The following is a 25,656-nucleotide window of genomic DNA, read 5'->3' on the forward strand; positions in this document are numbered from 1 at the left end:
CCCGAAAAAAGTGGCGAAGTTTATCAACTCACGACCCGCAGCGGGGTGCCACTGAAGAAGGCTCGGGCATTTTCCGTCAGTTGGCCGACGATCCGCTGGCGGGCTTCGCGGCTGCCCCAGGCGTTGTGCGGGGTCACGATCAGTCGCGGGATATCACGGGCCAGCAGGGGGTTGCCGGCCACCGGCGGTTCGACGCTCAGCACGTCGGTGGCCGCGCCGCCCAGATGGCCGCTGCGCAGTGCATCGGCCAGGGCCTGTTCGTCGATCAGGCCGCCGCGAGCGGTGTTGACCACCAGGGCACCGGGCTTGAGCAGGGCCAGCTCCCGGGCACCGATAAAGTTCCGGGTGTGTTCGTTGAGTGGGCAGTGCAGGGTCAGGGCATCCACTTGTGGCAGCAGTTCCTCCAGCGGCAGGCGGTCCGCTCGTGCCGGGCGTCCGGGTATCTGCCCCAAGACCACGCGCATGCCAAAGGCTTCGGCCAGGCGCGCCACGGCGCTGCCCAGTTCGCCGTTGCCCAGCAGGCCGAGGGTCTTGCCCGCGAGTTCGATGATGGGGAAGTCCAGCAGGCAGAACTGCTTGGCCTGCTGCCAGCGGCCGGCGGCCACGGCCTCTTGGTAGTCGGCCACCCGAGTGGCGAGATTGAGCAGCAGCATCAGGGTGTGCTGGGCCACCGATGGCGTGCCGTAGCCCTGGCAGTTGCTGACCCGGATGCCCTGCTGGCGGGCCGCGTTCAGATCGACATTGTTGGTGCCGGTGGCGGCCACCAGGATCAGTTGCAGATCGGGGCAGGCCGCCAGGGTTTCAGCACTCAGAGCGACCTTGTTGCTGATGACCACCTGGGCGCCTTGCAGGCGCTCGATCACCTGCTCCGCGCGGGTGTGGGCATGCACTTGCAGGGGGCTGAAGCAGTCGTGCAGCGCACTCAGGTCCAGGTCGCCCAGGTCCAGCGAGCTGTGATCGAGAAAGACGGCGCGGCGATTGTTGGTCATGAACTGTACCTTTTGCACGGGGGATCTAAGGCGTAATCTGCCGAGCCTAACAGATGAAATAATTAGACATACACAGGAGCCTGCATGTACCTCACCGAGTTCTTGACCGTTGCCCTGATCCACTTGCTGGCGGTGGCCAGCCCCGGCCCGGATTTCGCCGTGGTGGTGCGCGAAAGCGTGACCCACGGCCGTCGAGCCGGCACCTGGACTGCTATGGGCGTGGGCTGCGCGATCTTCCTGCACGTGGGTTACTCACTGCTGGGGATCGGCCTGATCGTTTCCCAATCCATCGTGCTGTTCAACGCCCTGAAGTGGCTGGCGGCCGCCTACTTGCTGTACATCGGCTTCAAGGCCCTGCGCGCCCAACCGGTCAAGCCGGCGGCGGACGATCTGCACAAGGAGGCCGGGGTGCGGACCGCCCGCGGAGCCTTCACCTCGGGTTTTGTCACCAATGGCCTGAATCCCAAGGCGACCCTGTTCTTCCTCTCGCTGTTCACCGTGGTGATCAACCCGCACACGCCCCTGGCGATCCAGGCCGGTTACGGGGTGTACCTGGCGGTGGCGACCGCGCTCTGGTTCTGCCTGGTGGCGCTGCTGTTCAGCCAGCAGCGGGTTCGTGCCGGCTTCGCCCGCATGGGTCATTGGTTCGACCGCACCATGGGCGCGGTGCTGATCGCCATCGGCGTGAAACTGGCCTTCACCGAGATGCATTGAGTGCGCTGAGCTGGTTCAGGGTTGCCACGTAATGCCGTGGCGTATCCCCCAGCAAGCGGCAGAACATCGCGCTGAAGGCCCGGGCGCTGCCGTATCCCAACGAGTCGGCCACGCTGTGCACGCTTTCCCCGGCGAGCAGGCGTGGCAGGGCTTCCATCAGGCGCAGTTGCTGGCGCCAGGCATTGAAATTCATCCGCACCTGCTGTTGAAACAGCCGCGCCAGGGTTCGCGAACTGGCGCCGACCTGCTGTGCCCAGTCTTCCAGGGTGTGGGGATGGTCCGGGGTCTGCAGCAGGGTTCGGCAGATGCTCTGCAGGCGCCGGTCCTGGGGCATGGGAATGTGCAGGGGCAGGTTTTCCAGGCCGGCGATCTCTTCCAGCATCAGTTGCTGGATCAGCGGATTTTCCGCCTGCTCCGGTCCTTGCACCGCTCGCAGGATCAGCTCCCGCAGCAGGGGTGTCACCGCCAGCACACAGCACTGTTGCAAGGACGGCGGAGACAGATGCGCGGCAATGAACAAGGAGCGCATGCGGACCTCGCCGACCATGAAGATTTCATGTTCCACCAGGGGCGGAATCCACACCGCGCGGGTTGGCGGAATGACCCAGGCGCCCTGGGCGGTAACCACGCGCATGGTGCCGCAGGCGGCGTAGAGAAACTGCGCTTCGCGATGGCGATGGGATTGCTGGTGGGCGGCATCGGGATAGTCGCGGGGATAGGCGCTCACCGGGCCGTGGTGGAAGTGGCTGATTAACATGTCCGATCCAATGACTTTGTTGTCAGGAATGCTGTAAACAGCCAACTTAGCATAGGCGACACCACCACCAACCTTGTGTGCCGCCATGAATCAAGCTCGAAACGTTATCCGCTACGTCAACGCAGCCCATGTCATCGATCACATGTTCATGCTGATCTTTCCCGCCGCCGTGCTGGGCATGACCCAGGCCTTTGCCCTGGACTATGCCGCGCTGATCGGCTTGTCCCTGGGCGGTTTCATCGCCTTTGGCGCCTGTTCGCTACCCGCCGGCTGGCTGGGGGACCACTGGAGCCGACGACAGATGATGTTGCTGTTCTTCTTCGGCATGGGCGCGGCGTCGATCCTCACCGGCCTGAGCAACAGCCCGACCCTGTTGGTGATCGGCCTGACCCTGATGGGGGTATTCGCTGCGATCTACCACCCGGTGGGCACGGCCATGCTGGTGGCCTATGCACAGAATCGTGGGCGGGAGATCGGCATCAACGGTATGTGGGGCAATCTCGGCGTGGCGTTTTCGGCGCTGATCACCGGTTTTCTCGTGGCTCGGTTCGGCTGGCGTTCGGCTTTTATCCTGCCGGGGGCGGTGGCGATCCTGCTGGGGATCGGTTTTGCCTGGCAGGTGCGTGACGAACCGGTGCCGGTACGGCCCCACGTCGGCTTGAAGGGCAAGGGCGGGCAGCAGATATCCATGTTCCTGGTGTTCGGGGTCCTGGCCCTGGCCACGGCCACCGGCGGGGTGGTGTTCAACGCCACCACCATGACCTACCCCAAGCTGTTTCAGGAGCGCCTGCACGAGCTGTTCACCTCGCCGCAGACCCTGGGCCTGGTGGTCAGCCTGGCCTATGCCTTCGGTGCGGTGGCGCAGTTGACCATTGGCCGGGTATTGCATCGCTTCAGCCTGAAGTGGCCTTTTATCGTCTTGACCCTGTTTCAGGCGCCGCTGCTGTTGGCCATGGCCCACAGCGAGGGCTGGAGTGTGATCCTGCTGGGGGCGGCCTTCATGTTCGTGGTGTTTGGCCAGGTCACGGTGAATGACGCCATGGTCGCCAACTTCGTCGCGCCGCAGTGGCAGTCGCGAGTCTTCGCCTTGCGTTACTGCCTGTCGTTCGGTGCCAGCGCCACGGCCATTCCGTTGATTGCCCTGGTGGAGCCGCGCCAGGGGTTGAGCGGCCTGTATCTGATCCTCGCCGGGTTTGCCGCGCTGACTTTTGCCGCCGCGCTGGCGTTTCCCCGGACGCCGGCCGAAGCGGCGGTGGGACAGAGCGCTTGATCTCACGCAGAGCCGCACCAATGCTGGCTTGGAGCTAGTATTTGTACGGCTCTGCAAATCATCCCTTTGGCTGATTTAGCGGGCGCACAGGAACTCTAGAGTGAGTATTCTCCAGCTACGACCGAGCCGTCAGAAAAAGGGATTCTTATGTTGCAGACTCGTGTTATCCCCCCCGCCGAAGGCGCCTATCAATACCCGCTATTGATCAAGCGGCTGCTGATGTCCGGCAGTCGTTACGAGAAAACCCGCGAGATCATCTACCGCGATCAGTTGCGCTATACCTATCCGACCCTGATCGAACGCGTGGCGCGCCTGGCCAACGTATTGACCGCCGCCGGGGTCAAGGCCGGCGACACCGTGGCGGTGATGGATTGGGACAGCCATCGCTACCTGGAGTGCATGTTCGCCATCCCGATGATTGGCGCGGTGATCCACACCATCAACGTGCGCCTGTCGCCGGAGCAGATCCTCTACACCATGAACCACGCCGAAGACCGCTTCGTGCTGGTCAACAGCGAGTTCGTCGGTCTGTACCAGGCCATCGCCGGGCACCTGACCACGGTGGAGAAAACCCTGCTGCTCACCGATGCGCCGGAGAAAACCGCCGAGCTGCCGAACCTGGTGGGGGAGTACGAGACATTGCTGGCGGCCGCCAGTCCCCAGTACAACTTTGAGGATTTCGACGAGAATTCGGTGGCCACCACCTTCTACACCACCGGCACCACCGGCAATCCCAAGGGCGTGTATTTCACCCACCGGCAGCTGGTGCTGCACACCATGGGGGTGTCCACCATCATGGGCTGCATTGACAGTGTGCGGCTGCTGGGCACCAACGACGTGTACATGCCCATCACCCCGATGTTCCACGTGCACGCCTGGGGCCTGCCCTATGTGGCCACCATGCTCGGGCTCAAGCAGGTCTACCCGGGACGCTACGATCCGGAGTACCTGGTGGAGTTGTGGCGTCGGGAAAAGGTCACTTTCTCCCATTGCGTGCCGACCATCCTGCAGATGGTGCTCAACGCCAAGGCGGCCCAGGGCACCGATTTCGGCGGTTGGAAGATCGTCATCGGCGGCAGCGCGCTGAACCGTGCGCTGTACGAGGCGGCCAAGGCCCGGGGCATCCAGCTGACCGCCGCCTATGGCATGTCGGAAACCGGCCCGCTGGTGTCCTGCGCTCACCTCAATGACGAGCTGATGGCGGGCAGCGAAGACGAACGCACCACCTACCGGATCAAGGCCGGGGTGCCGGGCCCGCTGGTGGAGGCGGCGATCATCGATGCCGAGGGCAAGTTCCTGCCGGCGGACGGCGAGTCCCAGGGCGAGTTGGTGCTGCGCGCGCCCTGGTTGACCGAGGGCTATTTCAACGAACCGCAGAAGGGCGCCGAACTCTGGGACGGCGGCTGGCTGCACACCGGTGACGTGGCGACCCTGGACAGCATGGGGGTGATCGACATCCGTGACCGGATCAAGGACGTGATCAAGACCGGGGGCGAGTGGATCTCGTCCCTGGACCTGGAGGACCTCATCAGTCGTCACGCGGCGGTACGTGAAGTAGCAGTGGTGGGCATCGCCGATCCGCAGTGGGGCGAGCGCCCGTTCGCCCTGCTGGTGATCCGCGAAGGTCATGCCATTGGCGCCCGCGAGCTCAAGGAACATCTGAAGCCGTTCGTGGAACTGGGGCACCTGAGCAAGTGGGCGATTCCCAGTCAGATTGCCCTTGTTACTGAAATTCCCAAGACCAGCGTGGGCAAGCTCGACAAGAAGCGCATCCGTGTCGACATCAGCGAATGGCAAGCCAGTAACAGCACCTTCCTCTCCACGCTTTGAGCGTCCTCTGCCGTGCCCGCTCGGGCACGGCATGCCTACCCGGCAAGCCTTTGTCTTGTGCTCGCGAGATTTTCAGCCATTCTTACCGCGCCGTCTTTCAACGGTTTTGGCAAAGGGTTGTTCCAGCGCGGTGGGTGGCTGCAAATCACACTTTAGAGGGATCAAGCAGTAATCCCCGCTGGATATAGTCCGCTCACGGATTTTTCTGAAGTACGGAGCATTGTGGGGTGCTCGCGCCACGCAACTTCGGGCCTGGGGCGGTGTTGCTCGACCCGGTATCCGCAGCGTCTTCAGAAGAGCGTACTGCCATAACAATAATGCACATGGAGTAGCGTCGATGACATCAGCAAACCAGTTCTGGCGCCGGGCAAAACTGCCCCTGGCCGTCGGTCTCGCCTCCACGCTCGCCGGGCCGGCATTCGGCGTCAGCTTCAACATCGGTGAAATCGAAGGCAGCTTCGATTCGTCTCTTTCCCTGGGGGCCAGTTGGTCCACCGCCGAGCGCAACAAGAACCTGATCGGGGTCAATAACGGCGGCAAGGGCCTGTCCCAGACCTCTGACGATGGTCACTTGAACTTCAACAAGGGCCAGACCTTTTCGAAGATCTTCAAGGGCATCCATGACCTGGAGTTGAAGTACGGCGATACCGGTGTGTTTGTCCGTGGCAAGTACTGGTATGACTTCAAGCTCAAAGACGAAGACCTGGACTTCAAGAACATCAGCGACAACAACCGCAAGGAAGGCGCCAAGTCCTCCGGCGGGCAGATCCTCGATGCTTTTATCTACCACAACTACTCCATCGCCGATGAGCCGGGTTCGGTGCGTTTCGGCAAGCAAGTCGTGAGCTGGGGTGAAAGTACCTTCATCGGTGGCGGTATCAACTCGATCAACCCCATCGACGTATCGGCGTTCCGTCGCCCAGGTGCCGAGATCAAGGAAGGCCTGATTCCGGTCAACATGTTCTACATCTCCCAGGCCCTTACCGAGAACCTCTCGGCCGAAGCCTTCTACCAGTTGGAGTGGGACCAGACCGTTACCGATAACTGCGGCACCTTCTTCTCGCAGCCGGACATCATTTCCGACGGTTGCGACAACAACCTGCGGGTGCTGAACAAGCGCTCGACCATCAACCCGGCAGCGTTCCCGACCCTGAACGCCCTGGGGGTGGACGTTAACAACGAAGGTGTTCTGGTTCGTCGTGGCGCCGATCGTGACGCCCGCGACAGTGGCCAGTTCGGCGTGGCCTTTCGCTACAACTACGAGCCGCTGGATACCGAGTTCGGCGCCTACTTCATGAATTACCACAGTCGCGCGCCGATCTTCAGTGCTCAGGGCGCTGCGTCGCGCTACTACACGATGCCGTTGGGGCCGTTGGCCAGCGCCAGGCCGCTGATCGTGGCAGGCAACTCCAACTACTTCGTCGAGTATCCGGAAGACATCCGTCTGTACGGCCTTAGCTTCTCCACCACCTTGCCTACCGGCACGGCCTGGAGTGGCGAACTGAGCTATCGCCCCAATGCTCCGGTCCAGCTGAACTCCACCGACATCCTGTTCGCCGGCGTGACGCCCATTACCGGCTTTGGCAACGCATCCGTCTTGAAAGGCACGCCCGGGCAGGACCTGCACGGCTATAACCGCAAGGAAATTACCCAGCTCCAGACCACCTTCACGCACTTCTTCGATCAGGTCATGGGCGCCAGCCGCCTCACGCTGGTGGGTGAAGTCGGTATGACTTATGTCGGCGGCCTGGAAAGCAAGACTAAAGCTCGATATGGCCGCGATCCGGTCTTCGGGCCTGGCACCTTGCCGAACGGTTTCTGCGCCACCCTCAACGGCAACACCATCGCCGGAGCCGGGGCGGGCACTGATGCCAGCAATCGCACCACCAACTGCAACAACGACGGCTTCACCACCGCCACTTCCTGGGGCTACCGCGGCCGGGCCATCTGGGAATACCCGGATGTGTTCGCCGGTGTGAACCTCAAGCCCAACGTGGCCTGGTCCCATGACGTCAAGGGTTACTCGCCAGGTCCTGGCGGCAACTTCGAGGAAGGTCGCAAGGCCATCAGCCTGGGGTTGGATGCCGAGTACCAGAACACCTACACCGCGAGCCTGGCCTACACCAACTTCTTTGGTGGCGACTTCAGCACCGTGGATGACCGGGACTTCCTCGCCTTGAGCGTTGGCGTGAACTTCTAAGCACACTGCATTTTCAGGAAGAACGACACTATGAACATCACCAAGAGTCTGTTGCACGTCGGTGTGCTGGGACTGTCACTGCTGGCCACCGGGGTCATGGCCGCGGTCTCGGCCGATGAAGCCGCCAAGTTGGGCACCAGCCTGACGCCGATGGGCGCGGAAATGGCCGGCAACGCCGCCGGCACCATTCCGGCCTGGAAGCCGCTGGCGACCAATGCCGGCACCGTGGACAGCAAGGGTTTCCTGTCCAACCCTTACGGCAGCGAGCAACCGCTGTTCACCATCACCGCGCAGAATGTCGAGCAGTACAAGGACAAGCTGGCACCGGGGCAGTACGCGATGTTCAAGCGCTACCCGGAAACCTTCAAGATGCCGGTCTACCCGTCCCATCGCGGGGCTACCGTGCCGGCTGACGTGTTCGCCGCGATCAAGCGCAACGCCACCAAAACCAACCTGGTGTCCGGCGGCAACGGCCTGGAGAACTTCGAAACCGCGATTCCGTTCCCGATCCCGAAAAGCGGGGTGGAAGTGATCTGGAACCATATCACCCGCTATCGCGGCGGCAGCGTGACCCGCCTGGTGACCCAGGCCACGCCACAGGCCAACGGCTCCTACAGCCTGGTGTACTTCCAGGACCAGTTCGTGTTCCGCGACAAGATGAAGGACTACGACCCGAAAAACCCGGGCAACATCCTGTTCTACTTCAAGCAGAAAGTGACCGCCCCGGCGCGTCTGGCCGGTGGTGTGCTGCTGGTTCACGAAACCCTCGACCAGGTGAAGGAACCGCGTTCGGCCTGGGTCTACAACGCGGGTCAGCGGCGTGTGCGTCGTGCCCCGCAAGTGTCCTATGACGGCCCGGGTACCGCCGCCGACGGCCTGCGCACCTCGGACAACCTGGACATGTACAACGGTGCTCCGGATCGCTACGACTGGAAGCTGGAAGGCAAGAAGGAGATGTACATCGCCTCCGACAGCTACAAGCTCGATTCGCCGAGCCTGAAGTACGCCGACATCATCAAGGCCGGGCACATCAACCAGGATCTGGCTCGCTACGAGCTGCGTCGGGTCTGGCATGTGGTCGCGACCCTGAAGGAAGGCCAGCGCCATATCTACGCCAAGCGTGACTTCTACATCGACGAGGACACCTGGCAGGCGGCGGTGATCGACCACTACGACGGCCGTGGCCAACTGTGGCGCGTGGCCGAGGCCCATGCCGAGAACTACTACGACAAGCAAGTGCCGTGGTACGCCCTGGAAACCCTCTACGACCTGCAGTCCGGCCGCTACCTGGCGCTGGGCATGAAGAACGAAGAGAAGCAGGCGTACGACTTCGGCTTCACCGCGACCACCAGCGATTTCACCCCAGCCGCCCTGCGTCAGGACGGGGTTCGCTGATCCGCTGCAAATAGAGGCCGCATCCTCGGAAATTGCCCCGACCGGTTCGGGGCTTTTTTTTGCCTGAAAAGTCTTGCCCTTGTGGAAGTGCACATCAATCCAGGTGGGCTAGGCTGGTTTTCTCCAAGTGAATTAGTAAGTTGCTTAATAAATAACTGAAATATCGACTGATCAGTCAGATATATCTGACCCATTTGGACATAGTCTTTTTTACCCGAATGGTCGCAAAAATCTTCAACAGGTCGCTTTTTACCGCTAGTCTGCGGGCATCTGCTACGCCGACAACCCTACATCAATAAGAGTTGGCCATGACTGAGCTGTCCTCCCTTCAACGGTCTGCCAGCGCGGTGATTCCCGCGTTGGAAGGGCGTTTCTATCGACCCCCTCTGCCCGAGGGATACGTGCAGCGGCCGCGTCTTTGCGAACGCTTGAGCGCCGGGTTGAAGGGGCGGTTGTTGTTGGTCAGCGCGCCGGCCGGATTCGGCAAGAGCTCGTTGGCGGTGGAGTTCTGCCAGGGCTTGCCGGGAAACTGGCAGAGCCTGTGGCTGGGGTTGAGCCGTCGGGACAGCGATCCCGGACGCTTCCTCGAGCGTCTGCTGGCAGGCTTGCAGCAGTATTTTCCCCAACTGGGCCGGCAGTCTCTCGGGCTGTTGAAAATGCGCCAGCGCCATCAGCCCTTCGCCTTTGAAGAGTGGCTCGACGGTCTGCTGGACGAGTTGGCGCAGCACCTGTCCGGCAGCTCGCCGCTGCTGCTGGTGCTGGATGACTACCACCTGGCCCAGGGCCCGGTGCTGGATCGCTGCCTGCAGTTCTTTCTCAATCACCTGCCCGATGGCCTGGTGGTGCTGGTCACCAGTCGCCAGCGCCCGGACTGGCATCTGGCGCGGCTGCGGCTGTCGCGACAGTTGCTGGAACTCAATGAACAGGATTTGCGCCTGACCCATGACGAGTCCCTGAGCCTGTTGGATCGGCACAGCAGCGCCTTGCGTGGCGAGGCTTTGGAAAGCCTGATCCAGCGCAGCGAGGGCTGGGTTGCCGGGCTGCGTTTCTGGCTGCTGGCGGCGTCCGAGGCCGGTGCGCTGGGCACCTTGCCCCAGGGGCTACATGGGGGCGAGGGGCTGATCCGTGACTACCTGCTGGAGGAAGTGATCGACTGTCTGCCCGCCGAGGTCCAGGCGTTCCTCTATGACACGGCGCCCCAGGAGCGTTTTTGCGCCGAACTCTGCGATGCCCTGCGCGAGGCCCATGACAGTGCGGAAATCCTCGGGTTTCTGCAGGCCCACCAGGTGTTCCTGGTGCCGCTGGACGAACACGGGCATTGGTATCGCTATCACCACTTGTTTTCCGATCTGTTGCGCACCCGCCCCACGGCCAATGCCCTGGTGCCGGCCGCCACTCTGCATCTGCGGGCCTGTCGCTGGTTCAATGCCCAGGGGCTGCTGGATGAAGCGGTGGAGCAGGCGCTGCGTGCCGGGCACCTGGATGTGGCGGCCAACCTGGTGCAGAACCTGTCGGAGGAGCAACTGCTGGCGGAGCAGAATGTCGGCATGCTGCTGCGCTGGAAGATGGACCTGCCCGACAGCCTGTTGATCAGCACGCCGCGCCTGATCGTGCTTTACAGTTGGGCCCTGGGCCTGGCCTGCCAACTGGATGCCGCGGAAGAGCTGGCCGATCACTTGAGTCGTTTCTTGCCGGCGCCTTCGGCCACCGCGCAGAAGTCGATGCTGGCGCAATGGCTGGCCCTGAGCGGGATCATCGCCCGTGGTCGCGGGCAGCGGGAAAGAACCCTGGCCTATTGTGGTGAAGCTCTTGAGAGCCTGCCGCACAAGCGTTACGGGCAACGCCTGATGTGCCTGTCGACCCTGTCCAACCTGGCGATTACCGACGCCGATCTGTGGCGCGCCCGCAGTCTCAATCGCGAATCCCTGGAGCTGGCGCAGCGGGTCGGCAATCCGCTGTTCGAGGCCCTGGCCCATTACGATCGGGCCCGGGTCCTGCAGGCGCGGGGCGAGGTGCTCAGAGCGCAGGAGGAGGTGCACCAGGGGCTGCGCCGGCTGCAGGGGCTGTCGGCTCAGCGACTGTATGCGGTGCGGGCCCGGCTGACCCTGTATGAAGGCTATCTGTTGACGCTGCGGGCCCAGCCTGAAACCGGTCTGCTGCGTCTGCAGGCCGGGCTGGTGGAAGCCCGGGCCTGTCGCGATATCAGCGTGTTGATCGCCCACTGCGTGATCGCCAAGCAGGAGGGACTGCGAGGCGAGTTTGCCCGGGCCTTTGCCGAACTCGCCGAAGCCGAGCGCCTGATGCACATCTGGGACGTGCCGCCGATCTACTACCTGGCAATGATCACCCTGGTGAAATGCGAGCTGTGGCTGGCTCAGGGACGCACCGACCTGGCCGAGGCCTGGCTTGGCCGCCTGGGCCAGACCTACACCGGCGAACAGGCGGCGGCACCGCCTGAGTTTCACCCGCAACTGCCGTTGCATATCGAGCTGCAGCAGGCCCGGCTGGACACCATCAAGGGCGACGCTGCCAGGGCCGAGCAACGTTTGCGGCGGCTGGTGGAGCATGGTCGGCAGAGCGGCCGGCAATTGTTGAGCGTGATGGCCCTGACCCAGAAGGCTCAGTTGCTGCTGGGGCTCGGGCGTGGCCCCGAGGCCCGCCAGGATTTGTTCCAGGCCCTGGAGGCCGCTGTCGGGGGCGCATTGCAGCCTTTCGAGGGGCTGATTGCGCAGCATCCCGGCTGGATGCGCGAGCAGTTGCAGCAGGGCGCACCGACCGCCTTGACTCAGGCGCTGCTGGAGCGTTTGCCCGCCGCACCCCGGGAGCTTCCCGAAACGGCGGTCCCCAGCGAATCCTTGAGTTCCAGGGAGTTGTCGGTGCTGCAACTGATCGCTCAGGGTTGTTCCAATCAGGAGATCAGTGAGCGACTGTTCATCTCCCTGCACACGGTCAAGACCCATGCCAGCCATATCAACAGCAAGCTGGGGGTGGAGCGCCGTACCCAGGCAGTGGCCCGGGCCCAGGAGCTGGGGCTGCTGGGCTAGGCGCCCGGGCGAGGGGCGAGTCGGCGGCAAGGTGCGCTCAACGGGCCAGGTGTTCCTTGCAGTAGTCGGCAAACAGGCGCGCCGGCTTGGTCAACTGGCCACGCTTGAGCCAGGCGGCGACCAGGCCTGAGCCGGTCACGTCCTCGACGATATCCACGCACACCACCGGCTTGCCGTCGTAGGAGCACTGGGAGTGGGGGCGGGTCACCAGGATCGAAAAGCCGAAGCCCTGGCCGACCATGCCCCGCACCATCTCGATGGAGGGCGAGCTGAAGGCGATCTGCGGGGTGAGCCCCAACTCCTCGAACAGGCTGACAAAGTAGGTCCGGCTGGGTTGCACATCCAGCAGGATCATCGGTTCCAGGCTCAGGTCGCGCAGTGAAACCTGGGCTTGCTGGGCGTAGCGATGATCGGCCGGCAGCAGCACATAGGGGCGTTGCGCCGGCATCAGCGGCTCGGTTTCGATGGTGCCGTCCAACTCATGTTCATACAGGATCACCAGGTCGAAGGCGCCCCCGGTCAGGCCTTGCACCAGTTCCTGTTGCTCGCCGTCGCGGATGCGAATCTCCACGCCGGGATAGAGCGCGCTGAAACCGGCGATCAACTGCGGCAGGTACAGCGGAGCCACGGTTTCAAAGCAGCCGATGTCGATCTGTCCGGACACCACATCATTGTCGGCCAGGGCGTTCTGTTCGAACTCCTTGGCCATGCGCAGCAGTTCCTGGGCCTTGCGATAGAAGCGTGCACCGCTTGGGGTCAGGGACACGCCCAGGGCGTGATGACGAATCAGCAACTGCACACCGAAGCTGTCCTCCAGGCCCTTGATGGCAGTGGAGATCGACGGTTGGGCGATATACAGCTTGCGCGACGCCTCGGCAACGCTGCCGCACTCGACGGTGGTGATGAAGTACTTGAGTTGACGCAGATTGTAGGTGGCCACAGCGAACCTCGTTCTTTGCCTTGGCGCGGGGGCGGGCGGGGTCGTTCGGACCCGGTTCTTGAGTGCAGTGCGAAAGATACAGTCCGCTTCCTGCAAGCAAGTTATGCACCGACAAGCTCCCCCGGGCGTGGTTTTTTGTCCGTCAACGATACTCACAAGCGCTGTCGGAGAGGGCCGGGTCTAGACAGTTTTTTCATCGCTTGTGAGCAGGAATTTCCTGGCCTTCACCGAGCTCGACCAGGACGGCGGTGTTCAACTCTGCGCCTCGGGAGCGCTCTGTGGTGCAGGCAGTTCCTCGGCGGGCGGGGCGGCGTTGAAGTCCAGGGCCACCGTGAAGAGTTGCTGTTCCGTCAGCACTTCAATGCGCCAGCCGAGCCGGGCACTGAGTTGCCGCATCAGTTCCAGACCCAGGCCATAGCCAAAGTCGTTGGACGGCTCCAACTGCTTGGTCTCCCGAATGCGGTTGACGATACGCAGTTGCGGATAGTCGAAATGGATCTCGACGCTGCCTTCATCGGCATATTGCAAGGCATTGCGCAGGAAGTTGCCCACCACGATGCGGCAGGCGGTGAGGGGCAGGCGGCAAGGGGTACTGCTGATGTCCAGCAGCAGCTCGATATCCCGTGTGCCGATCAGGTAGCGGTGTTCCTCGATCAGTTCGGTGACCAGGCCGCTCATGTCGATGGGCTCCTCGGGCAAGGGTTCCGGCAGTTCCCGGCTCATCCACAGCAAGGTTTCGGCGATGCGCTGCATGTTCAATACCGAGCGCTCGATGCGTTGCAGGGGCGGCGGCAGGACACCGCCGGATTGCAGGGTCAGCAGTTCGATATTGGCCTTGAGCACCGCCAGTGGGGTACGCAGTTCATGGCTGGTGTAGCGCAGCAGGCGGCCTTCGCGCAGGCTGGCGGCCTGCACCTGCTGCACGCTTTGGGCCAGGGCATCGGCGAGCACGTTGAACTCCTTGAAACCGAAATTAGGCCGCTGGCCGGACATCGCGTCCGCATCCTTGAGGGTCGAGGACCACTGGGCCAGGCGCTCCAGGGGCCTTACCAGCCACCAGACCAGCAGGACAATGATGATCAGCGCCGGGACGAACACCGCCAGGCTGATGAGGTTGACGCCGCGCAACTGGCGCTCGATGTAGGCGTCGGACAGTGGCGTCTCCACTTCGCCGCCTTCTTCCTTGTCGTGGTCGACGTCGAACATGTACAGGGTCTTGCCGTCGCTGAGGGGCTGGGCCAGGACCGCCCGCCCTTCATCCTCGTCATCGGAGTCCAGGTCGCCGAAGGCCTGTAGCGCGCCGAAGGACAGGCTGGGCGGAGTGTCCAGTAGCTGACGGATTTTCTCCGGTAGGGCTTCCTTGCCGATCACGCTGGTATAGAAGTAGTTGTGCGGCGGTGGGGTGTTCGGATCCTTCTTGTAGTGCCTGGCGAAGTACTGGGCTTCTTCTTCCATCATGGCGCTGGCGGTGTAGAGCAGGCCACGCACGCTGTATTCGGGCAGCAGCAGGCTGTAGATCAGCAAGACGACTCCGATCAGCAGCAGGAAGCTGCCACTGATCACCCATTTCAGACCCAGACCGTTACGCATGTGGCCTCATCTGTATGCCAATTCCGGGGATGGTGTGGATCAGCGGTTGGCCGAAGGATTTGTCCACGGTCTTGCGCAGCCGGTGCATGTGCACCTTGAGGGTATTGCTGTCCGGCGGTTCATCGCCCCAGATGGTCGCTTCCAGGCGCTCCCGGGTCACGGGTTCCGGGCTGGCGCGCATCAGGCATTCCAGCAAGGTCCAGCAAATGGGCGACAGGTGCAGTTCCTGGCCCGCGCGGCTGACCTTGCGGGTGGACAGCTCCATGACCAGGTCGGCCACTTGCAGGCGGCTGGCCTGACCGCTGCGGCGCATGCTCAGGGCGCGGATGCGGGCTACCAGTTCCGCCAGCTCGAAGGGTTTGACCAGGTAGTCGTCGGCCCCGGCGGCAAAGCTGGCGAGCTTGTCGGAAAGAGCGTCCAGTGAAGTGAGCATCAGGATCGGCGTCTGGCTGCCTTGCTGGCGCAACTGTTGGCACAGCTGCTGGCCGTCCAGTCGCGGCAGCATGATGTCGAGGAGTATCACGTCGTAGTGCTGGCCCAGAGCCAGGTTAAGACCGGTCTGGCCGTTGCTGGCGTGGTCGCAGACGATGCCGCTGATTTCCAGGTATTCGATGACGGTATTGGCCAGATCGAGGTTGTCCTCGACCAGCAGCAGGTTGATATGCACGGGTATGTCCCCCTGGACCCTTGGCGCTCAGGGGAGGAAGGATAGCGGAGTCGGATGGGGTTCTACCGATGTTTACCCAGTGTTAACCCGGCCCGGCCTAAGCTGGGGATCAACTCATCCGGAGCGCTATCTGCCATGAACGTGTCTTCAGTGGTCAAAGGTATCTTGCTGCTCATGATTGTCCTGGTCCTGATGGCCTGTGTATTGCCCTCCAGGGGGCCTCTGGTGCGCCTGGGGCAGGGTGGTCCATTGAGTTGGCTGGTGATTGGGCAAGGCAAGGCGCCAATAGGGGCGGGTTATGTCGCCAGTGCTTTCTGATGACTCCGGCGCCCGTTACACCGATCAGTTGGTGGGGTGTCTGGTGCTGATTCTTTGTGTGTCGATTTCCCTTGGGGTGTATATCGTGCGCCTGAACGCGCAGATCGACAGTCAGCGCGAGCTGGCGCCGGTGCGCTTGCTCGAATGCGGCCAGGGCCGCGGAGCCTTTATCGTCGATCCCCATGGACATCGCAGCAGCAGTGACAATTGTTACCTGGTGGATGAGGACGACTAGCCTCGGGCAGGCTCGGTGCGCGGAGTCATGCGCCATGAGATTCAAACGCAAGAAACGTGGTTCTTGCGCTTGAATCTCCCTTTACAGTGCAGGCTATCGAGAGAACGGTGCGGCAAGCGTGACAGGCCCGCCCGACTCCACTGGCGGACTGAAGGAGAGCTGAGATGTCCTGCGTATTCAAATTGATGGCGTCCCCTGTTGGCCAACTGACCCTGGTCGCCAGAGGCAGCAAGTTGGCGGCGATTCTCTGGGAGCATGAACGGCAGAATCGGGTTCGTCTCGGGCCATTGCAGGAAGCGGCCGATCATCCGCTGTTGCGGGAAACCGAGCGTCAGTTGCAAGAGTACTTTGCCGGTAGCCGTGAGCGTTTCGAGCTGGAGCTGGATTTTGCCGGCACCGAGTTCCAGTGCCAGGTCTGGCAGGCGCTGTTGACCATTCCATTCGGTGAAACCCGCAGCTATGGCCAGATCGCCCGACAGATCGGCCACCCCAAGGCGGTACGGGCAGTAGGGGCGGCCAATGGCCGGAATCCGATTTCGATTGTTGCTCCCTGTCATCGAGTGATCGGCGCTTCGGGAAGCCTGACCGGTTTTGCCGGTGGGCTGCAGGCCAAACGGTATCTGCTGGCGCTGGAAGGCGAAGAGACGCTGCAACTGAGGTTCTGAGTCAGCAGGGGCGGCGAGCTGTGCCAGAATGGCCGATCGTTTTTTCTGGAGCCTTGCCATGAGCGCCGTTACCCCCAGCCTGATCCGCGAGACCTTCCCCGTCGGTCCGTTGCAGTGCAACTGCACCATCATCGGCGACCCGCTGACCAAGAAAGCCATTGTGGTCGATCCGGGCGGCAATCCGGACTTGATCATGGCTCGCCTCGAGGCCCTGGGGCTGAAGGTGGTGAGCATCATTCATACCCATGCTCATCTGGACCATTTCCTGGCCTCGGGGCAGATGAAGGAAAAGACCGGCGCCACCTTGCACCTGCACAAGGACGATCAGTTCCTCTGGGACAACCTGGAGATGCAATGCAGCATGTTCGGCGTGCCCTTTACCCCGGTGCCGTCACCGGATCGCTGGCTGGATCACGAGGAAGAGTTGGCTTGTGGATGCGGCGTAGCCTTGCATACCCCCGGGCATACTCCGGGTTCCATGAGCTTTTGGTTTTCTGAAGCTAAGCTTCTGATTGCCGGCGACACACTGTTCAAGCGCGGCGTCGGACGCACGGACTTGTGGGGCGGCGATCAAGCCACCCTGGTGCGTTCGATCAAGCAGCGTCTGTATACCCTCGACGAAGACGCCACAGTGGTGGCCGGGCACGGTCCAGACACCCGCCTGGGGGATGAAATGCGTCAGAATCCGTTCGTGAGAGCCTGAGGATTTGCTCTGTTGTTCACGGAATTTTTGCCGTTTCGCGTGTTCCAACGCCAGCACAGGTCTGTTGCCAACGTCCGCTGCACCACAGAATGCAAAAAGTAGGAGCTTTCCATGTTCACCTCGCGTCGTTTGATTGTTGTCGCTACTGCTGTGGCCTTGTTGTCCGGCTGCGCTTCGCCTAACCCCTATGACAATCAGGGGCAGGCCGACGGCGGCTCGTCGGGCATGAGCAAAACTGCAAAATACGGTGGCCTGGGTGCCCTGGCCGGTGCTTTGGCCGGTGCCGCCATCGACCACAACAACCGTGGCAAGGGGGCGCTGATCGGTGCCGCCGTGGTGGGTGCGTCTGCTGCTGGTTACGGTTACTACGCCGACCAGCAAGAGAAGAAACTGCGCGCCAGCATGGCCAATACCGGGGTTGAAGTGCAGCGCCAGGGTGATCAGATCAAGCTGATCATGCCCGGCAACATCACCTTCGCCACCGACTCGGCGAACATCGCTCCCAGCTTCTATCAGCCGCTGAACAACCTGGCCAACTCCCTGCGCGAGTTCAACCAGAACCAGATCGAGATCGTCGGCTACACCGACAGCACCGGCAGCCGCCAGCACAACATGGACCTGTCCCAGCGTCGTGCCCAGAGCGTCGCGACCTACCTGACGTCCCAGGGCGTGAGCAGTGCCAACCTGTCCGCTCGCGGTGCCGGCCCGGACAACCCGATCGCCAGCAACGCCGACGTCAATGGTCGTGCGCAGAACCGTCGGGTAGAGGTCAACCTCAAGGCGATTCCGGGTCAGCAGTATCAACAGCCGAACCAGCAGTACCAGCAGCCTTACCAGCAGCAAGGTCAGCAGTACTAAGAGCAAACTGGCTGAACCCCAGGCACAAAAAAGCCCGCCCGATGCAAATCGGGCGGGCTTTTTAATGGCTGAGGCGTATTACTTCTTCAGGCCGTAATGCTCGTCGAGCATGCCGGGGGCATTCGGCGTCTTTGGCGCGTAGTCCCGTGGCGGCTCTTGGTCCCGTGGTGGTGTCAGGCGTTCACGAGGAGCCTGCACCGACTCCGAGTGCAGGGCGGCCAGCAGGCGTTGGCGGGTCAGTTCGTCCAGGGCCAGACGGTTGGCGCCCTCGGCGAGATGGTCCTGCACTTCCTGATAGCTCTGGGTGAGCTTTTTCACCAGGGTGGCGGTGCTGTTGAAGTGGGTGACCACTTCGTTCTGATAATTGTCGAAACGTTCCTGAATATCGTCCAACTGACGCTGCGTGCGGTTAGGCGCGGCATTGGGCAGCAGGCGAGCAACCAGGAATCCAATGGCGACACCCGCGACCAGGGCAAGAGTCGGCAACAACCAAACTAAGAGCGAGTGTTCCACGAGTCCTTCCTCTATAAACGGCTTTGCTTTACGTTAACGGCTCGAACCTGCGCTGTATACCGCGATTCACTCGCAATAGATTGGCACAGACCATTTGCTAGACGAGTCGACCCCCTTCGAGGTCACGGAGTTCCTTCCTTGCTAATGCGTGAAACCCCTGTAGTGATTGACGGCCCTGTGGGCCAACTGGAAGCCCTGTATCTGGAGGTGCCCGACGCTCGCGGCGTGGCGCTGATCTGTCACCCCAATCCGGTGCAGGGTGGCACCATGCTCAACAAGGTGGTGTCCACCTTGCAGCGCACCGCGCGGGATGCCGGGCTGACTACCTTGCGCTTCAACTATCGGGGCGTGGGCGCCAGTGAGGGCAGTCACGACATGGGCAGTGGCGAAGTCGATGACGCCCAGGCCGCCGCTCAGTGGTTACTGGCCCGGCACCCGGGATTGCCATTGACGCTGCTGGGTTTTTCCTTCGGAGGCTTCGTCGCCGCCAGCCTGGGTGGACGCCTGGAAGCCCAGGGCGTGCGGCTCAAGCATCTGTTCATGGTGGCGGCGGCGGTGACCCGGCTGCGGGACAGCGATCAGTTGCCGGAGAACTGCCCGCTGACCCTGATCCAGCCGGAAACCGATGAAGTCATCGACCCGCAGGCGGTCTACGACTGGTCCGACGCGCTTGTTCGTCCCCATGAGCTGCTGAAAGTGGCAGAATGCGGACACTTTTTTCATGGCAAGCTCACCGATCTCAAGGATCTGGTGCTGCCGCGACTTTCGAATTGATAGCAGTCTGATAAGCGATTACCCATGACTACTCGTACGCGTATCCTCACCGGCATCACCACCACCGGCACCCCGCACCTGGGCAACTATGCCGGCGCGATTCGCCCGGCGATCCTTGCCAGTCGCGACAGCAATGCCGACTCCTTCTACTTTCTGGCCGACTACCACGCGCTGATCAAGTGCGACGACCCGTTGCGCATCCAGCGTTCGCGTCAGGAGATTGCGGCCACCTGGTTGGCCGGTGGCCTGGATGTGGAGCGCGTGACTTTCTATCGCCAGTCGGACATTCCGGAAATCCCGGAACTGACCTGGTTGCTGACTTGCGTCGCGGCCAAGGGGCTGCTCAATCGCGCGCATGCCTACAAGGCTTCGGTGGACAAGAACCTGGAAGCCGGTGAAGACCCGGACGCCGGCATTACCATGGGGTTGTACAGCTACCCGGTGCTGATGGCCGCGGACATCCTGATGTTCAACGCTCACAAGGTGCCGGTGGGCAGGGATCAGATCCAGCACGTGGAGATGGCCCGTGATATCGGCCAGCGCTTCAACCACCTGTTCGGCCAGGGCAAGGAGTTCTTCACCATGCCCGAGGCGCTGATCGAGGAAAGCGTTGCCACCTTGCCAGGTCTCGATGGCCGCAAGATGTCCAAGAGCTACGACAACACCATTCCGTTGTTCACCAGTGCCAAGGAGATGAAGGACGCGATCTCGCGGATCGTCACTGACTCCAAGGCGCCGGGCGAGGCCAAGGATCCGGACAACGCTCATTTGTTCACCTTGTTCCAGGCCTTCTCCACCCCGGCGCAGGCTGCCGAGTTCCGCGCGGAATTGCTTCAGGGCCTGGGTTGGGGAGAAGCCAAGAACCGCCTGTTCCAATTGCTGGACGCCGAGCTGGGCGAAGCCCGCGAGCGTTACCACCAACTGATCGCTCGCCCGTCGGACCTGGAAGACATTCTGCGTGCCGGCGCCGTCAAGGCCCGTGCCGTGGCCACGCCGTTCCTCGCCGAGTTGCGTGAGGCCGTAGGCCTGCGCTCCTTTGCCAGCCAGGTGCAGGTTGCCGCCACGACCAAGAAAAAGGCCGCCAAGGCTGCGCGCTTCATCAGCTTCCGTGAAGACGATGGCAGTTTCCGTTTCCGCCTGCTGTCTGCCGATGGCGAGCAGTTGCTGCTGTCGCGCCATTTCGCCGATGGCAAGGCGGCCGGTGTGGTGAGCAAACAGCTGCAGTCCGGGCAGGCGCTGGATCTGCGCAGCGAAGCCGGCAGTTTCAGCGTCTGGCTCGATGGTGCCTGTGTGGCTGACAGCCCTGAGTTCGCCGACGCTGCCGCGCGTGATGCAGCAATAGATGCGCTGCGGATTGCGCTGACCCCGGCGCAGGACTAATCGGAATCTTCCCGACCAAGGGCTGATTGCCATTCCCCAGGGCCGTCGCTAAAGTGACGGCCCGTTTTTGTTGCCTTGCTAACGAATTATGACGCCCCTAGAACGATACCAAGCAGATCTGAAACGCCCGGACTTCTTTCATGACGCGGCACAGGAAACCGCTGTGCGTCATCTGCAGCGTCTGTACGACGATCTGATTGCAGCCGAGCAAAACAAGCCGGGACTGCTCGGCAAGCTGTTCGGCAAGAAGGATCAGGTGCCGGTCAAGGGCCTGTATTTCTGGGGGGGAGTGGGGCGCGGCAAGACCTATCTGGTGGATACCTTCTTCGAGGCCCTGCCGTTCAAGGAAAAGGTTCGCACGCACTTTCACCGCTTTATGAAGCGCGTCCACGAAGAGATGAAGACCCTGGGCGGCGAGAAGAATCCGCTGACCATCATCGCCAAACGCTTCTCCCAAGAGGCGCGGGTGATCTGCTTCGACGAGTTCTTCGTCTCCGACATTACCGATGCGATGATCCTCGGCACCCTGATGGAAGAACTGTTCAAGAATGGCGTGACCCTGGTCGCCACCTCGAACATCGTTCCGGACGGCCTGTACAAGGATGGCTTGCAGCGTGCGCGCTTCCTGCCGGCCATTGCCCTGATCAAGCAGAACACCGAGATCGTCAACGTCGACAGCGGTGTCGACTACCGTCTGCGGCATCTGGAACAGGCCGAGCTGTTTCATTACCCCCTGAATGAAGCGGCTCACGAAAGCCTGCGCAAGAGCTTCCGGGCGCTGACCCCTGAATGCACTCAGGCGGTGGAAAACGATGTGTTGATCATCGAGAACCGCGAAATTCGTGCCCTGCGTACCTGTGATGATGTGGCCTGGTTCGATTTCCGCGAGCTGTGCGACGGTCCCCGCAGCCAGAACGATTACATCGAACTGGGCAAGATCTTCCATGCGGTGCTGCTCAGCGGCGTGGAGCAGATGAGCGTGACCACCGACGACATTGCCCGGCGCTTTATCAATATGGTCGACGAGTTCTATGACCGTAACGTCAAGCTGATCATCTCTGCCGAGGTTGAACTCAAGGATCTGTACACCGGTGGACGCCTGACGTTCGAGTTCCAGCGAACCCTCAGCCGGTTGCTGGAGATGCAGTCCCACGAGTTTCTGTCGCGGGCACACAAGCCGTAAGCGTCGCCAAATGAACAAGGGCCTGCATTGCAGGCCCTTTTTTATGCCGCCTGTTGCTGGAACTGCTGGCGGTACTGGTTGGGTGAGAGATCGGTGTGCTGGCGGAACAGGCGGGCAAAGAAGCTGGCGTCGTCGTAGCCGACTTCGTAGCTGATGGTCTTGATGCTCTTGCGTGTTCCCGAGAGCAGGCCCTTGGCGGTTTCGATACGCAGCCGCTGCAGGTAATGCAGAGGCTTGTCGCCGGTGGCGGTCTGGAAGCGGCGCATGAAGTTGCGAATGCTCATGCCATGCTCGCGGGCCACGTCTTCGAAGCGGAACTTGTCGGCGAAGTGCTCTTCGAGCCAGTGCTGGATCTGCAGGATGATCACGTCCTGGTGCAGCTTCTGGCCGCCAAAGCCGATGCGTCCGGGGGCGTAGTTGCGTTGCACTTCGTAGAGGATGTCCCGAGCCACGGCCTGGGCTACGTTGGCGCCGCAGAAGCGTTCGATCAGGTAGATGTACAGGTCGCAGGCCGAGGTGGTGCCGCCGGCGCAGTAGAGGTTGTCGGCGTCGGTCAGGTGCTTGTCCTGATTGAGCTGGACCTGGGGGAAGCGTTCGCTGAAGGCGCTGAAGAAGCGCCAGTAGGTGGTGGCTTCCTTGCCGTTGAGCAGCCCGGCCTCGGCCAGCCAGAACACGCCGGTGGCCTCGCCGCAGAGCACGGCACCGCGGGCGTGCTGGGCCCGCAGCCAGGGCAGTATCTGTGGATAACGCTGGCACAGGGTGTCGAAGTCGTCCCAGAACGCGGGGAGGATGATCACGTCTGTGTCTTCCAGCGGGCCATCCACTGGCATGATCACGTTGCTGAAGCTGCAAACCGGCTGTCCGTCGGGACTGACCAGGCGGGTTTCGAAGGCCGGGGTCAGGCCTTGGCCCAGTTGTTTGCCATAGCGCAGGCTGGCCAGATGGAAGAAATCCTTGGCTTGCATGAGGGTAGAGGCGAAAACCCGGTCGATGGCCAGGATGCTGACGCGCCGCAAGGGCGTGGAGGTTTGGTTAGACATAATTCAATTGTTCTTATAGGGGAAAGTGGTCACCAGACGGCTGGATCGTCTTATTTTTTGTCGGATGTGTCCAGTGTCCTGTGCAGGTGGCTGGCCTTAGGCTCTGGCAGCCAACCCATGATCAATAAACATCACAGGTGCCTGCATGATCCCTAGAACCTTGTTCAGTTCCGAGCACGAGCTCTTCCGTGACAGCGTGCGTACGTTCCTTGAAAAAGAGGCTGTGCCTTTCCATGGTGAGTGGGAAAAACAGGGCTATATCGACCGCCAGTTGTGGAACAAGGCCGGGGAGGCGGGGATGCTGTGCTCACATATTCCCGAGGAGTACGGCGGCCTGGGTGCGGATTTTCTCTACAGTGCGGTGGTGATCGAGGAGATCGGTCGGCTGGGGCTGACGGGCATTGGTTTCTCTCTGCATTCGGACATTGTTGCGCCCTACATCCTGCATTACGGCAGTGAGGCGCTGAAACGCCAATACCTGCCCCGTTTGGTGTTGGGGGAAATGGTGACGGCCATCGCCATGACCGAGCCGGGTGCCGGTTCCGACCTGCAAGGGGTGAAGACCACGGCGGTGCTCGATGGCGACGAGTATGTGATCAACGGCTCCAAGACCTTCATCACCAACGGCTATCTGGCGGATCTGGTGATTGTGGTGGCCAAGACCGATCCCAAGGCCGGGGCCAAGGGCACCAGCCTGTTTCTGGTGGCGGCCGATACGCCGGGGTTCTCCAAGGGCAAGCGTCTGGAAAAGGTCGGGATGAAGGCTCAGGACACTTCGGAGTTGTTTTTCCAGGATGTGCGCGTGCCCAAGGAAAATCTGCTGGGACAGGCTGGAATGGGGTTCGCCTATCTGATGCAGGAGTTGCCTCAGGAGCGCCTGACGGTCGCCATTGGCGGTCTGGCCAGCGCGGAGGCGGCGCTGCAATGGACCCTGGACTACACCCGTGAACGCAAGGCTTTCGGCAAGGCGATTGCCGACTTCCAGAACACCCGTTTCAAACTGGCGGAGATGGCCACCGAAATCCAGATTGGCCGGGTGTTTGTCGATCGCTGCCTGGAGTTGCATCTGCAAGGCAAGCTCGATGTGCCAACGGCGGCGATGGCCAAGTACTGGGGCACCGATCTGCAGTGCAAGGTGCTTGATGAGTGCGTGCAGTTGCACGGCGGCTACGGCTTTATGTGGGAGTACCCGGTAGCCCGGGCCTGGGCCGATGCCCGGGTACAGCGCATTTATGCCGGGACCAACGAAATCATGAAGGAAATCATCGCCCGCTCACTGTAGCCATGGGCTTGCCGGCGAATGGGCGACGCACATTCGCCGGCAAGCCAGCTGCTGAAGTGTTTAAGGGGCGGGGTTGGGGTGGTCCTTGTGAATCGCCTCGATACCGGCCAGGACTTCTTCCGACAATTTCAATTCGGCACTGGCGATGTTGCTGTCCAGCTGGTCCAGGGTCGTGGCGCCGATGATGTTGCTGGTCACGAAGGGCTGCTGATTGACGAAGGCCAGTGCCATTTGCGCTGGATCCAGCCCGTGTTCTCGGGCCAGGGCGACGTAACGGCTGCAGGCCGCTTCCGACTGAGGATTGAAGTAGCGGCTGAAGCGGCTATAGAGGCTCAGTCGAGCCTTGGCTGGGCGGGCGCCGCCTTCGTATTTGCCGGACAGGTAGCCAAAGGCCAATGGAGAGTAGGCCAACAGGCCGCATTGTTCGCGAATGGCGATTTCCGCCAGGCCCACTTCAAAGCTGCGGTTGAGCAGGTTGTAGGGGTTCTGGATCGAGACTGCGCGAGGCCAGCCACGGCTCTCGGCCAGGGCGAGGAACTTCATGGTGCCCCAGGGCGTTTCATTGGACAGGCCGATATGGCGGATCTTGCCGGCCTTGACCTGTTCGTCCAGGGCTTCGAGGGTTTCTTCCAGCGGGGTGAAGTCTTCGTCGGCCTGGTGCTTGTAGCCCAGTTGACCGAAGAAGTTGGTGCTGCGCTCGGGCCAGTGCAACTGATAAAGGTCGATCCAGTCGGTCTGCAAGCGCTTGAGGCTGGCATCCACGGCTTCGATTATGTGTTTGCGGTTGTGCTTGAGTTGTTTGTCGCGGATGTAGTCGATGGTGTTGCCGGGGCCGGCGATCTTGCTGGCCAGGATCCAGTCGGCACGGTCGCCGCGTTGCTTGAACCAGTTGCCGATATAGCGCTCGGTGGTGGCGTAGGTGTCGGCCTTGGGGGGCACCGGGTACATCTCGGCGGTGTCGATGAAGTTGATTCCGGCGTGTTTGGCTCGCTCGATCTGAGCGAAGGCTTCAGCCTCGGTATTCTGTTCGCCCCAGGTCATGGTGCCCAGGCAAATTGCGCTGACGTTAAGGTCGGTTCGGCCCAGCTGGCGGTAGTCCATCGGGTACTTCCTTGGCAAAACAATCATAAAAGCAGGTTGAAATTTTTTTCGCAATCTGCATAATTCGGCAGCTCTTTCTGCAGTGGAAGTGATGCGCCGCCTGCCGAAGAATCTTGCCGTATTCCAGACGCGCTGACCCGAGCCCCCGATAGCGTCTGTGTCCGGCTGCCTTTGACCTTGTCAAAGTACGCACTATTCAGTAAGATCC

22 protein-coding genes are annotated in these 25,656 nt (G+C 61.8%); 14 read left to right on the forward strand and 8 right to left on the reverse strand.

Going from position 1 to position 25,656, the window contains the following annotated elements:
- Positions 1-23 precede the first annotated feature (23 nt).
- Positions 24-989, reverse strand: coding sequence for a 2-hydroxyacid dehydrogenase (locus tag ACMGG8_RS09500; protein ID WP_060840994.1), 966 nt, complete (start codon positions 987-989; stop codon positions 24-26).
- A gap of 84 nt (positions 990-1,073) precedes the next feature.
- Here ACMGG8_RS09500 and ACMGG8_RS09505 point away from each other — a divergent pair, with 84 nt between their 5' ends.
- Complete coding sequence (locus ACMGG8_RS09505; RefSeq protein WP_414159498.1) at positions 1,074-1,703, forward strand: LysE family translocator; 630 nt, start codon at positions 1,074-1,076, stop codon at positions 1,701-1,703.
- On the opposite strand, the gene ACMGG8_RS09510 is transcribed toward ACMGG8_RS09505, so the two are convergent.
- The gene (locus ACMGG8_RS09510; RefSeq protein ID WP_060840992.1) at positions 1,687-2,460 is read right to left on the reverse strand and encodes an AraC family transcriptional regulator; all 774 of its coding nucleotides are present in this window, start codon (positions 2,458-2,460) and stop codon (positions 1,687-1,689) included. The two genes, ACMGG8_RS09505 and ACMGG8_RS09510, sit on opposite strands and share 17 nt — an antisense overlap.
- An 85-nt stretch (positions 2,461-2,545) precedes the next feature.
- Between ACMGG8_RS09510 and ACMGG8_RS09515 the strand changes: the two genes are divergently transcribed.
- The 5 genes from ACMGG8_RS09515 to ACMGG8_RS09535 all read left to right on the forward strand — a co-directional run bounded on the left by ACMGG8_RS09515 (position 2,546) and on the right by ACMGG8_RS09535 (position 12,199).
- Complete coding sequence (locus ACMGG8_RS09515) at positions 2,546-3,730, forward strand: MFS transporter (RefSeq protein WP_060840991.1); 1,185 nt, start codon at positions 2,546-2,548, stop codon at positions 3,728-3,730.
- A 147-nt stretch (positions 3,731-3,877) separates the two neighbouring features.
- On the forward strand, positions 3,878-5,560 hold the full coding sequence (locus ACMGG8_RS09520) for a fatty acid--CoA ligase (protein WP_108545223.1): 1,683 nt from the start codon (positions 3,878-3,880) through the stop codon (positions 5,558-5,560).
- A gap of 337 nt (positions 5,561-5,897) precedes the next feature.
- Positions 5,898-7,760 (forward strand): DUF1302 domain-containing protein, encoded by a 1,863-nt coding sequence (locus ACMGG8_RS09525; RefSeq protein ID WP_060840989.1) that lies wholly within the window; start codon positions 5,898-5,900, stop codon positions 7,758-7,760.
- A gap of 30 nt (positions 7,761-7,790) precedes the next feature.
- Positions 7,791-9,155 carry a DUF1329 domain-containing protein gene (locus tag ACMGG8_RS09530; RefSeq protein WP_060840988.1) on the forward strand — a complete coding sequence of 455 codons (1,365 nt, stop codon included), beginning with the start codon at positions 7,791-7,793 and terminating at the stop codon, positions 9,153-9,155.
- 308 nt (positions 9,156-9,463) lie between these two features.
- Positions 9,464-12,199 (forward strand): LuxR C-terminal-related transcriptional regulator, encoded by a 2,736-nt coding sequence (locus ACMGG8_RS09535; RefSeq protein WP_414159499.1) that lies wholly within the window; start codon positions 9,464-9,466, stop codon positions 12,197-12,199.
- A 37-nt stretch (positions 12,200-12,236) separates the two neighbouring features.
- On the opposite strand, the gene ACMGG8_RS09540 is transcribed toward ACMGG8_RS09535, so the two are convergent.
- The 3 genes from ACMGG8_RS09540 to ACMGG8_RS09550 form a co-directional block, all read right to left on the reverse strand.
- Complete coding sequence (locus ACMGG8_RS09540) at positions 12,237-13,139, reverse strand: LysR family transcriptional regulator (RefSeq protein WP_060840986.1); 903 nt, start codon at positions 13,137-13,139, stop codon at positions 12,237-12,239.
- Positions 13,140-13,391: 252 nt separating this feature from the next.
- Entirely contained in the window at positions 13,392-14,729 is a 1,338-nt protein-coding gene (locus ACMGG8_RS09545) for a sensor histidine kinase (RefSeq protein WP_414159500.1), read from the reverse strand.
- Positions 14,722-15,396 carry a response regulator transcription factor gene (locus ACMGG8_RS09550; RefSeq protein ID WP_414159501.1) on the reverse strand — a complete coding sequence of 225 codons (675 nt, stop codon included), beginning with the start codon at positions 15,394-15,396 and terminating at the stop codon, positions 14,722-14,724. The genes ACMGG8_RS09545 and ACMGG8_RS09550 overlap by 8 nt, the downstream gene beginning before the upstream one ends.
- Positions 15,397-15,694: 298 nt before the next feature.
- Here ACMGG8_RS09550 and ACMGG8_RS09555 point away from each other — a divergent pair, with 298 nt between their 5' ends.
- The 4 genes from ACMGG8_RS09555 to ACMGG8_RS09570 all read left to right on the forward strand — a co-directional run bounded on the left by ACMGG8_RS09555 (position 15,695) and on the right by ACMGG8_RS09570 (position 18,175).
- Positions 15,695-15,949, forward strand: a complete 255-nt coding sequence (locus ACMGG8_RS09555; RefSeq protein WP_060840983.1) for a hypothetical protein — start codon at positions 15,695-15,697, stop codon at positions 15,947-15,949.
- A gap of 164 nt (positions 15,950-16,113) precedes the next feature.
- Complete coding sequence (locus ACMGG8_RS09560; protein WP_060840982.1) at positions 16,114-16,614, forward strand: methylated-DNA--[protein]-cysteine S-methyltransferase; 501 nt, start codon at positions 16,114-16,116, stop codon at positions 16,612-16,614.
- 58 nt (positions 16,615-16,672) lie between these two features.
- The gene (locus ACMGG8_RS09565) at positions 16,673-17,317 is read left to right on the forward strand and encodes an MBL fold metallo-hydrolase (protein ID WP_060840981.1); all 645 of its coding nucleotides are present in this window, start codon (positions 16,673-16,675) and stop codon (positions 17,315-17,317) included.
- Between the two features lie 111 nt (positions 17,318-17,428).
- Complete coding sequence (locus ACMGG8_RS09570; RefSeq protein WP_047306025.1) at positions 17,429-18,175, forward strand: OmpA family protein; 747 nt, start codon at positions 17,429-17,431, stop codon at positions 18,173-18,175.
- A gap of 78 nt (positions 18,176-18,253) precedes the next feature.
- Here the strand turns inward: ACMGG8_RS09570 and ACMGG8_RS09575 are convergent, their stop codons facing one another.
- Positions 18,254-18,688 (reverse strand): YhcB family protein, encoded by a 435-nt coding sequence (locus ACMGG8_RS09575; RefSeq protein WP_060840980.1) that lies wholly within the window; start codon positions 18,686-18,688, stop codon positions 18,254-18,256.
- 144 nt (positions 18,689-18,832) lie between these two features.
- On the opposite strand from ACMGG8_RS09575, the gene ACMGG8_RS09580 reads away from it, so the two are divergent.
- The 3 genes from ACMGG8_RS09580 to zapE all read left to right on the forward strand — a co-directional run bounded on the left by ACMGG8_RS09580 (position 18,833) and on the right by zapE (position 22,025).
- Positions 18,833-19,462: an alpha/beta hydrolase gene (locus tag ACMGG8_RS09580; protein ID WP_108545227.1), complete on the forward strand. Its 630-nt coding sequence runs from the start codon at positions 18,833-18,835 to the stop codon at positions 19,460-19,462.
- 24 nt (positions 19,463-19,486) lie between these two features.
- Positions 19,487-20,842, forward strand: coding sequence for a tryptophan--tRNA ligase (locus tag ACMGG8_RS09585; protein ID WP_060840978.1), 1,356 nt, complete (start codon positions 19,487-19,489; stop codon positions 20,840-20,842).
- 88 nt (positions 20,843-20,930) lie between these two features.
- Positions 20,931-22,025 carry a cell division protein ZapE gene (gene zapE, locus ACMGG8_RS09590; RefSeq protein ID WP_047306022.1) on the forward strand — a complete coding sequence of 365 codons (1,095 nt, stop codon included), beginning with the start codon at positions 20,931-20,933 and terminating at the stop codon, positions 22,023-22,025.
- Between the two features lie 41 nt (positions 22,026-22,066).
- Here the strand turns inward: zapE and ACMGG8_RS09595 are convergent, their stop codons facing one another.
- A complete protein-coding gene (locus ACMGG8_RS09595; RefSeq protein WP_414159926.1) occupies positions 22,067-22,966 on the reverse strand; it encodes a GlxA family transcriptional regulator in 900 nt (299 codons plus the stop codon).
- 244 nt (positions 22,967-23,210) lie between these two features.
- On the opposite strand from ACMGG8_RS09595, the gene ACMGG8_RS09600 reads away from it, so the two are divergent.
- Complete coding sequence (locus tag ACMGG8_RS09600) at positions 23,211-24,347, forward strand: acyl-CoA dehydrogenase family protein (RefSeq protein ID WP_414159502.1); 1,137 nt, start codon at positions 23,211-23,213, stop codon at positions 24,345-24,347.
- Positions 24,348-24,407: 60 nt separating this feature from the next.
- On the opposite strand, the gene ACMGG8_RS09605 is transcribed toward ACMGG8_RS09600, so the two are convergent.
- A complete protein-coding gene (locus ACMGG8_RS09605; protein WP_060844577.1) occupies positions 24,408-25,448 on the reverse strand; it encodes an NADP(H)-dependent aldo-keto reductase in 1,041 nt (346 codons plus the stop codon).
- Between the last annotated feature and the right edge of the window lie 208 nt (positions 25,449-25,656).

Source organism: Pseudomonas sp. BNK-45 (assembly GCF_047456255.1).
Lineage (GTDB): Bacteria > Pseudomonadota > Gammaproteobacteria > Pseudomonadales > Pseudomonadaceae > Aquipseudomonas.

Bases quoted from the DNA above. Each gene is read 5' to 3' on its own strand.
- ACMGG8_RS09515 (WP_060840991.1), top strand. From the start codon at position 2,546: ATGAATCAAGCTCGAAACGTTATCCGCTACGTCAACGCAGCCCATGTC.
- ACMGG8_RS09605 (WP_060844577.1), bottom strand. From the start codon at position 25,448: ATGGACTACCGCCAGCTGGGCCGAACCGACCTTAACGTCAGCGCAATT.
- ACMGG8_RS09580 (WP_108545227.1), top strand. From the start codon at position 18,833: ATGCGTGAAACCCCTGTAGTGATTGACGGCCCTGTGGGCCAACTGGAA.
- ACMGG8_RS09525 (WP_060840989.1), top strand. From the start codon at position 5,898: ATGACATCAGCAAACCAGTTCTGGCGCCGGGCAAAACTGCCCCTGGCC.
- ACMGG8_RS09530 (WP_060840988.1), top strand. From the start codon at position 7,791: ATGAACATCACCAAGAGTCTGTTGCACGTCGGTGTGCTGGGACTGTCA.
- ACMGG8_RS09555 (WP_060840983.1), top strand. From the start codon at position 15,695: ATGTCGCCAGTGCTTTCTGATGACTCCGGCGCCCGTTACACCGATCAG.
- ACMGG8_RS09600 (WP_414159502.1), top strand. From the start codon at position 23,211: ATGATCCCTAGAACCTTGTTCAGTTCCGAGCACGAGCTCTTCCGTGAC.
- ACMGG8_RS09560 (WP_060840982.1), top strand. From the start codon at position 16,114: ATGTCCTGCGTATTCAAATTGATGGCGTCCCCTGTTGGCCAACTGACC.
- ACMGG8_RS09545 (WP_414159500.1), bottom strand. From the start codon at position 14,729: ATGCGTAACGGTCTGGGTCTGAAATGGGTGATCAGTGGCAGCTTCCTG.
- ACMGG8_RS09520 (WP_108545223.1), top strand. From the start codon at position 3,878: ATGTTGCAGACTCGTGTTATCCCCCCCGCCGAAGGCGCCTATCAATAC.
- ACMGG8_RS09500 (WP_060840994.1), bottom strand. From the start codon at position 989: ATGACCAACAATCGCCGCGCCGTCTTTCTCGATCACAGCTCGCTGGAC.
- ACMGG8_RS09570 (WP_047306025.1), top strand. From the start codon at position 17,429: ATGTTCACCTCGCGTCGTTTGATTGTTGTCGCTACTGCTGTGGCCTTG.
- zapE (WP_047306022.1), top strand. From the start codon at position 20,931: ATGACGCCCCTAGAACGATACCAAGCAGATCTGAAACGCCCGGACTTC.
- ACMGG8_RS09510 (WP_060840992.1), bottom strand. From the start codon at position 2,460: ATGTTAATCAGCCACTTCCACCACGGCCCGGTGAGCGCCTATCCCCGC.
- ACMGG8_RS09585 (WP_060840978.1), top strand. From the start codon at position 19,487: ATGACTACTCGTACGCGTATCCTCACCGGCATCACCACCACCGGCACC.
- ACMGG8_RS09505 (WP_414159498.1), top strand. From the start codon at position 1,074: ATGTACCTCACCGAGTTCTTGACCGTTGCCCTGATCCACTTGCTGGCG.
- ACMGG8_RS09565 (WP_060840981.1), top strand. From the start codon at position 16,673: ATGAGCGCCGTTACCCCCAGCCTGATCCGCGAGACCTTCCCCGTCGGT.
- ACMGG8_RS09535 (WP_414159499.1), top strand. From the start codon at position 9,464: ATGACTGAGCTGTCCTCCCTTCAACGGTCTGCCAGCGCGGTGATTCCC.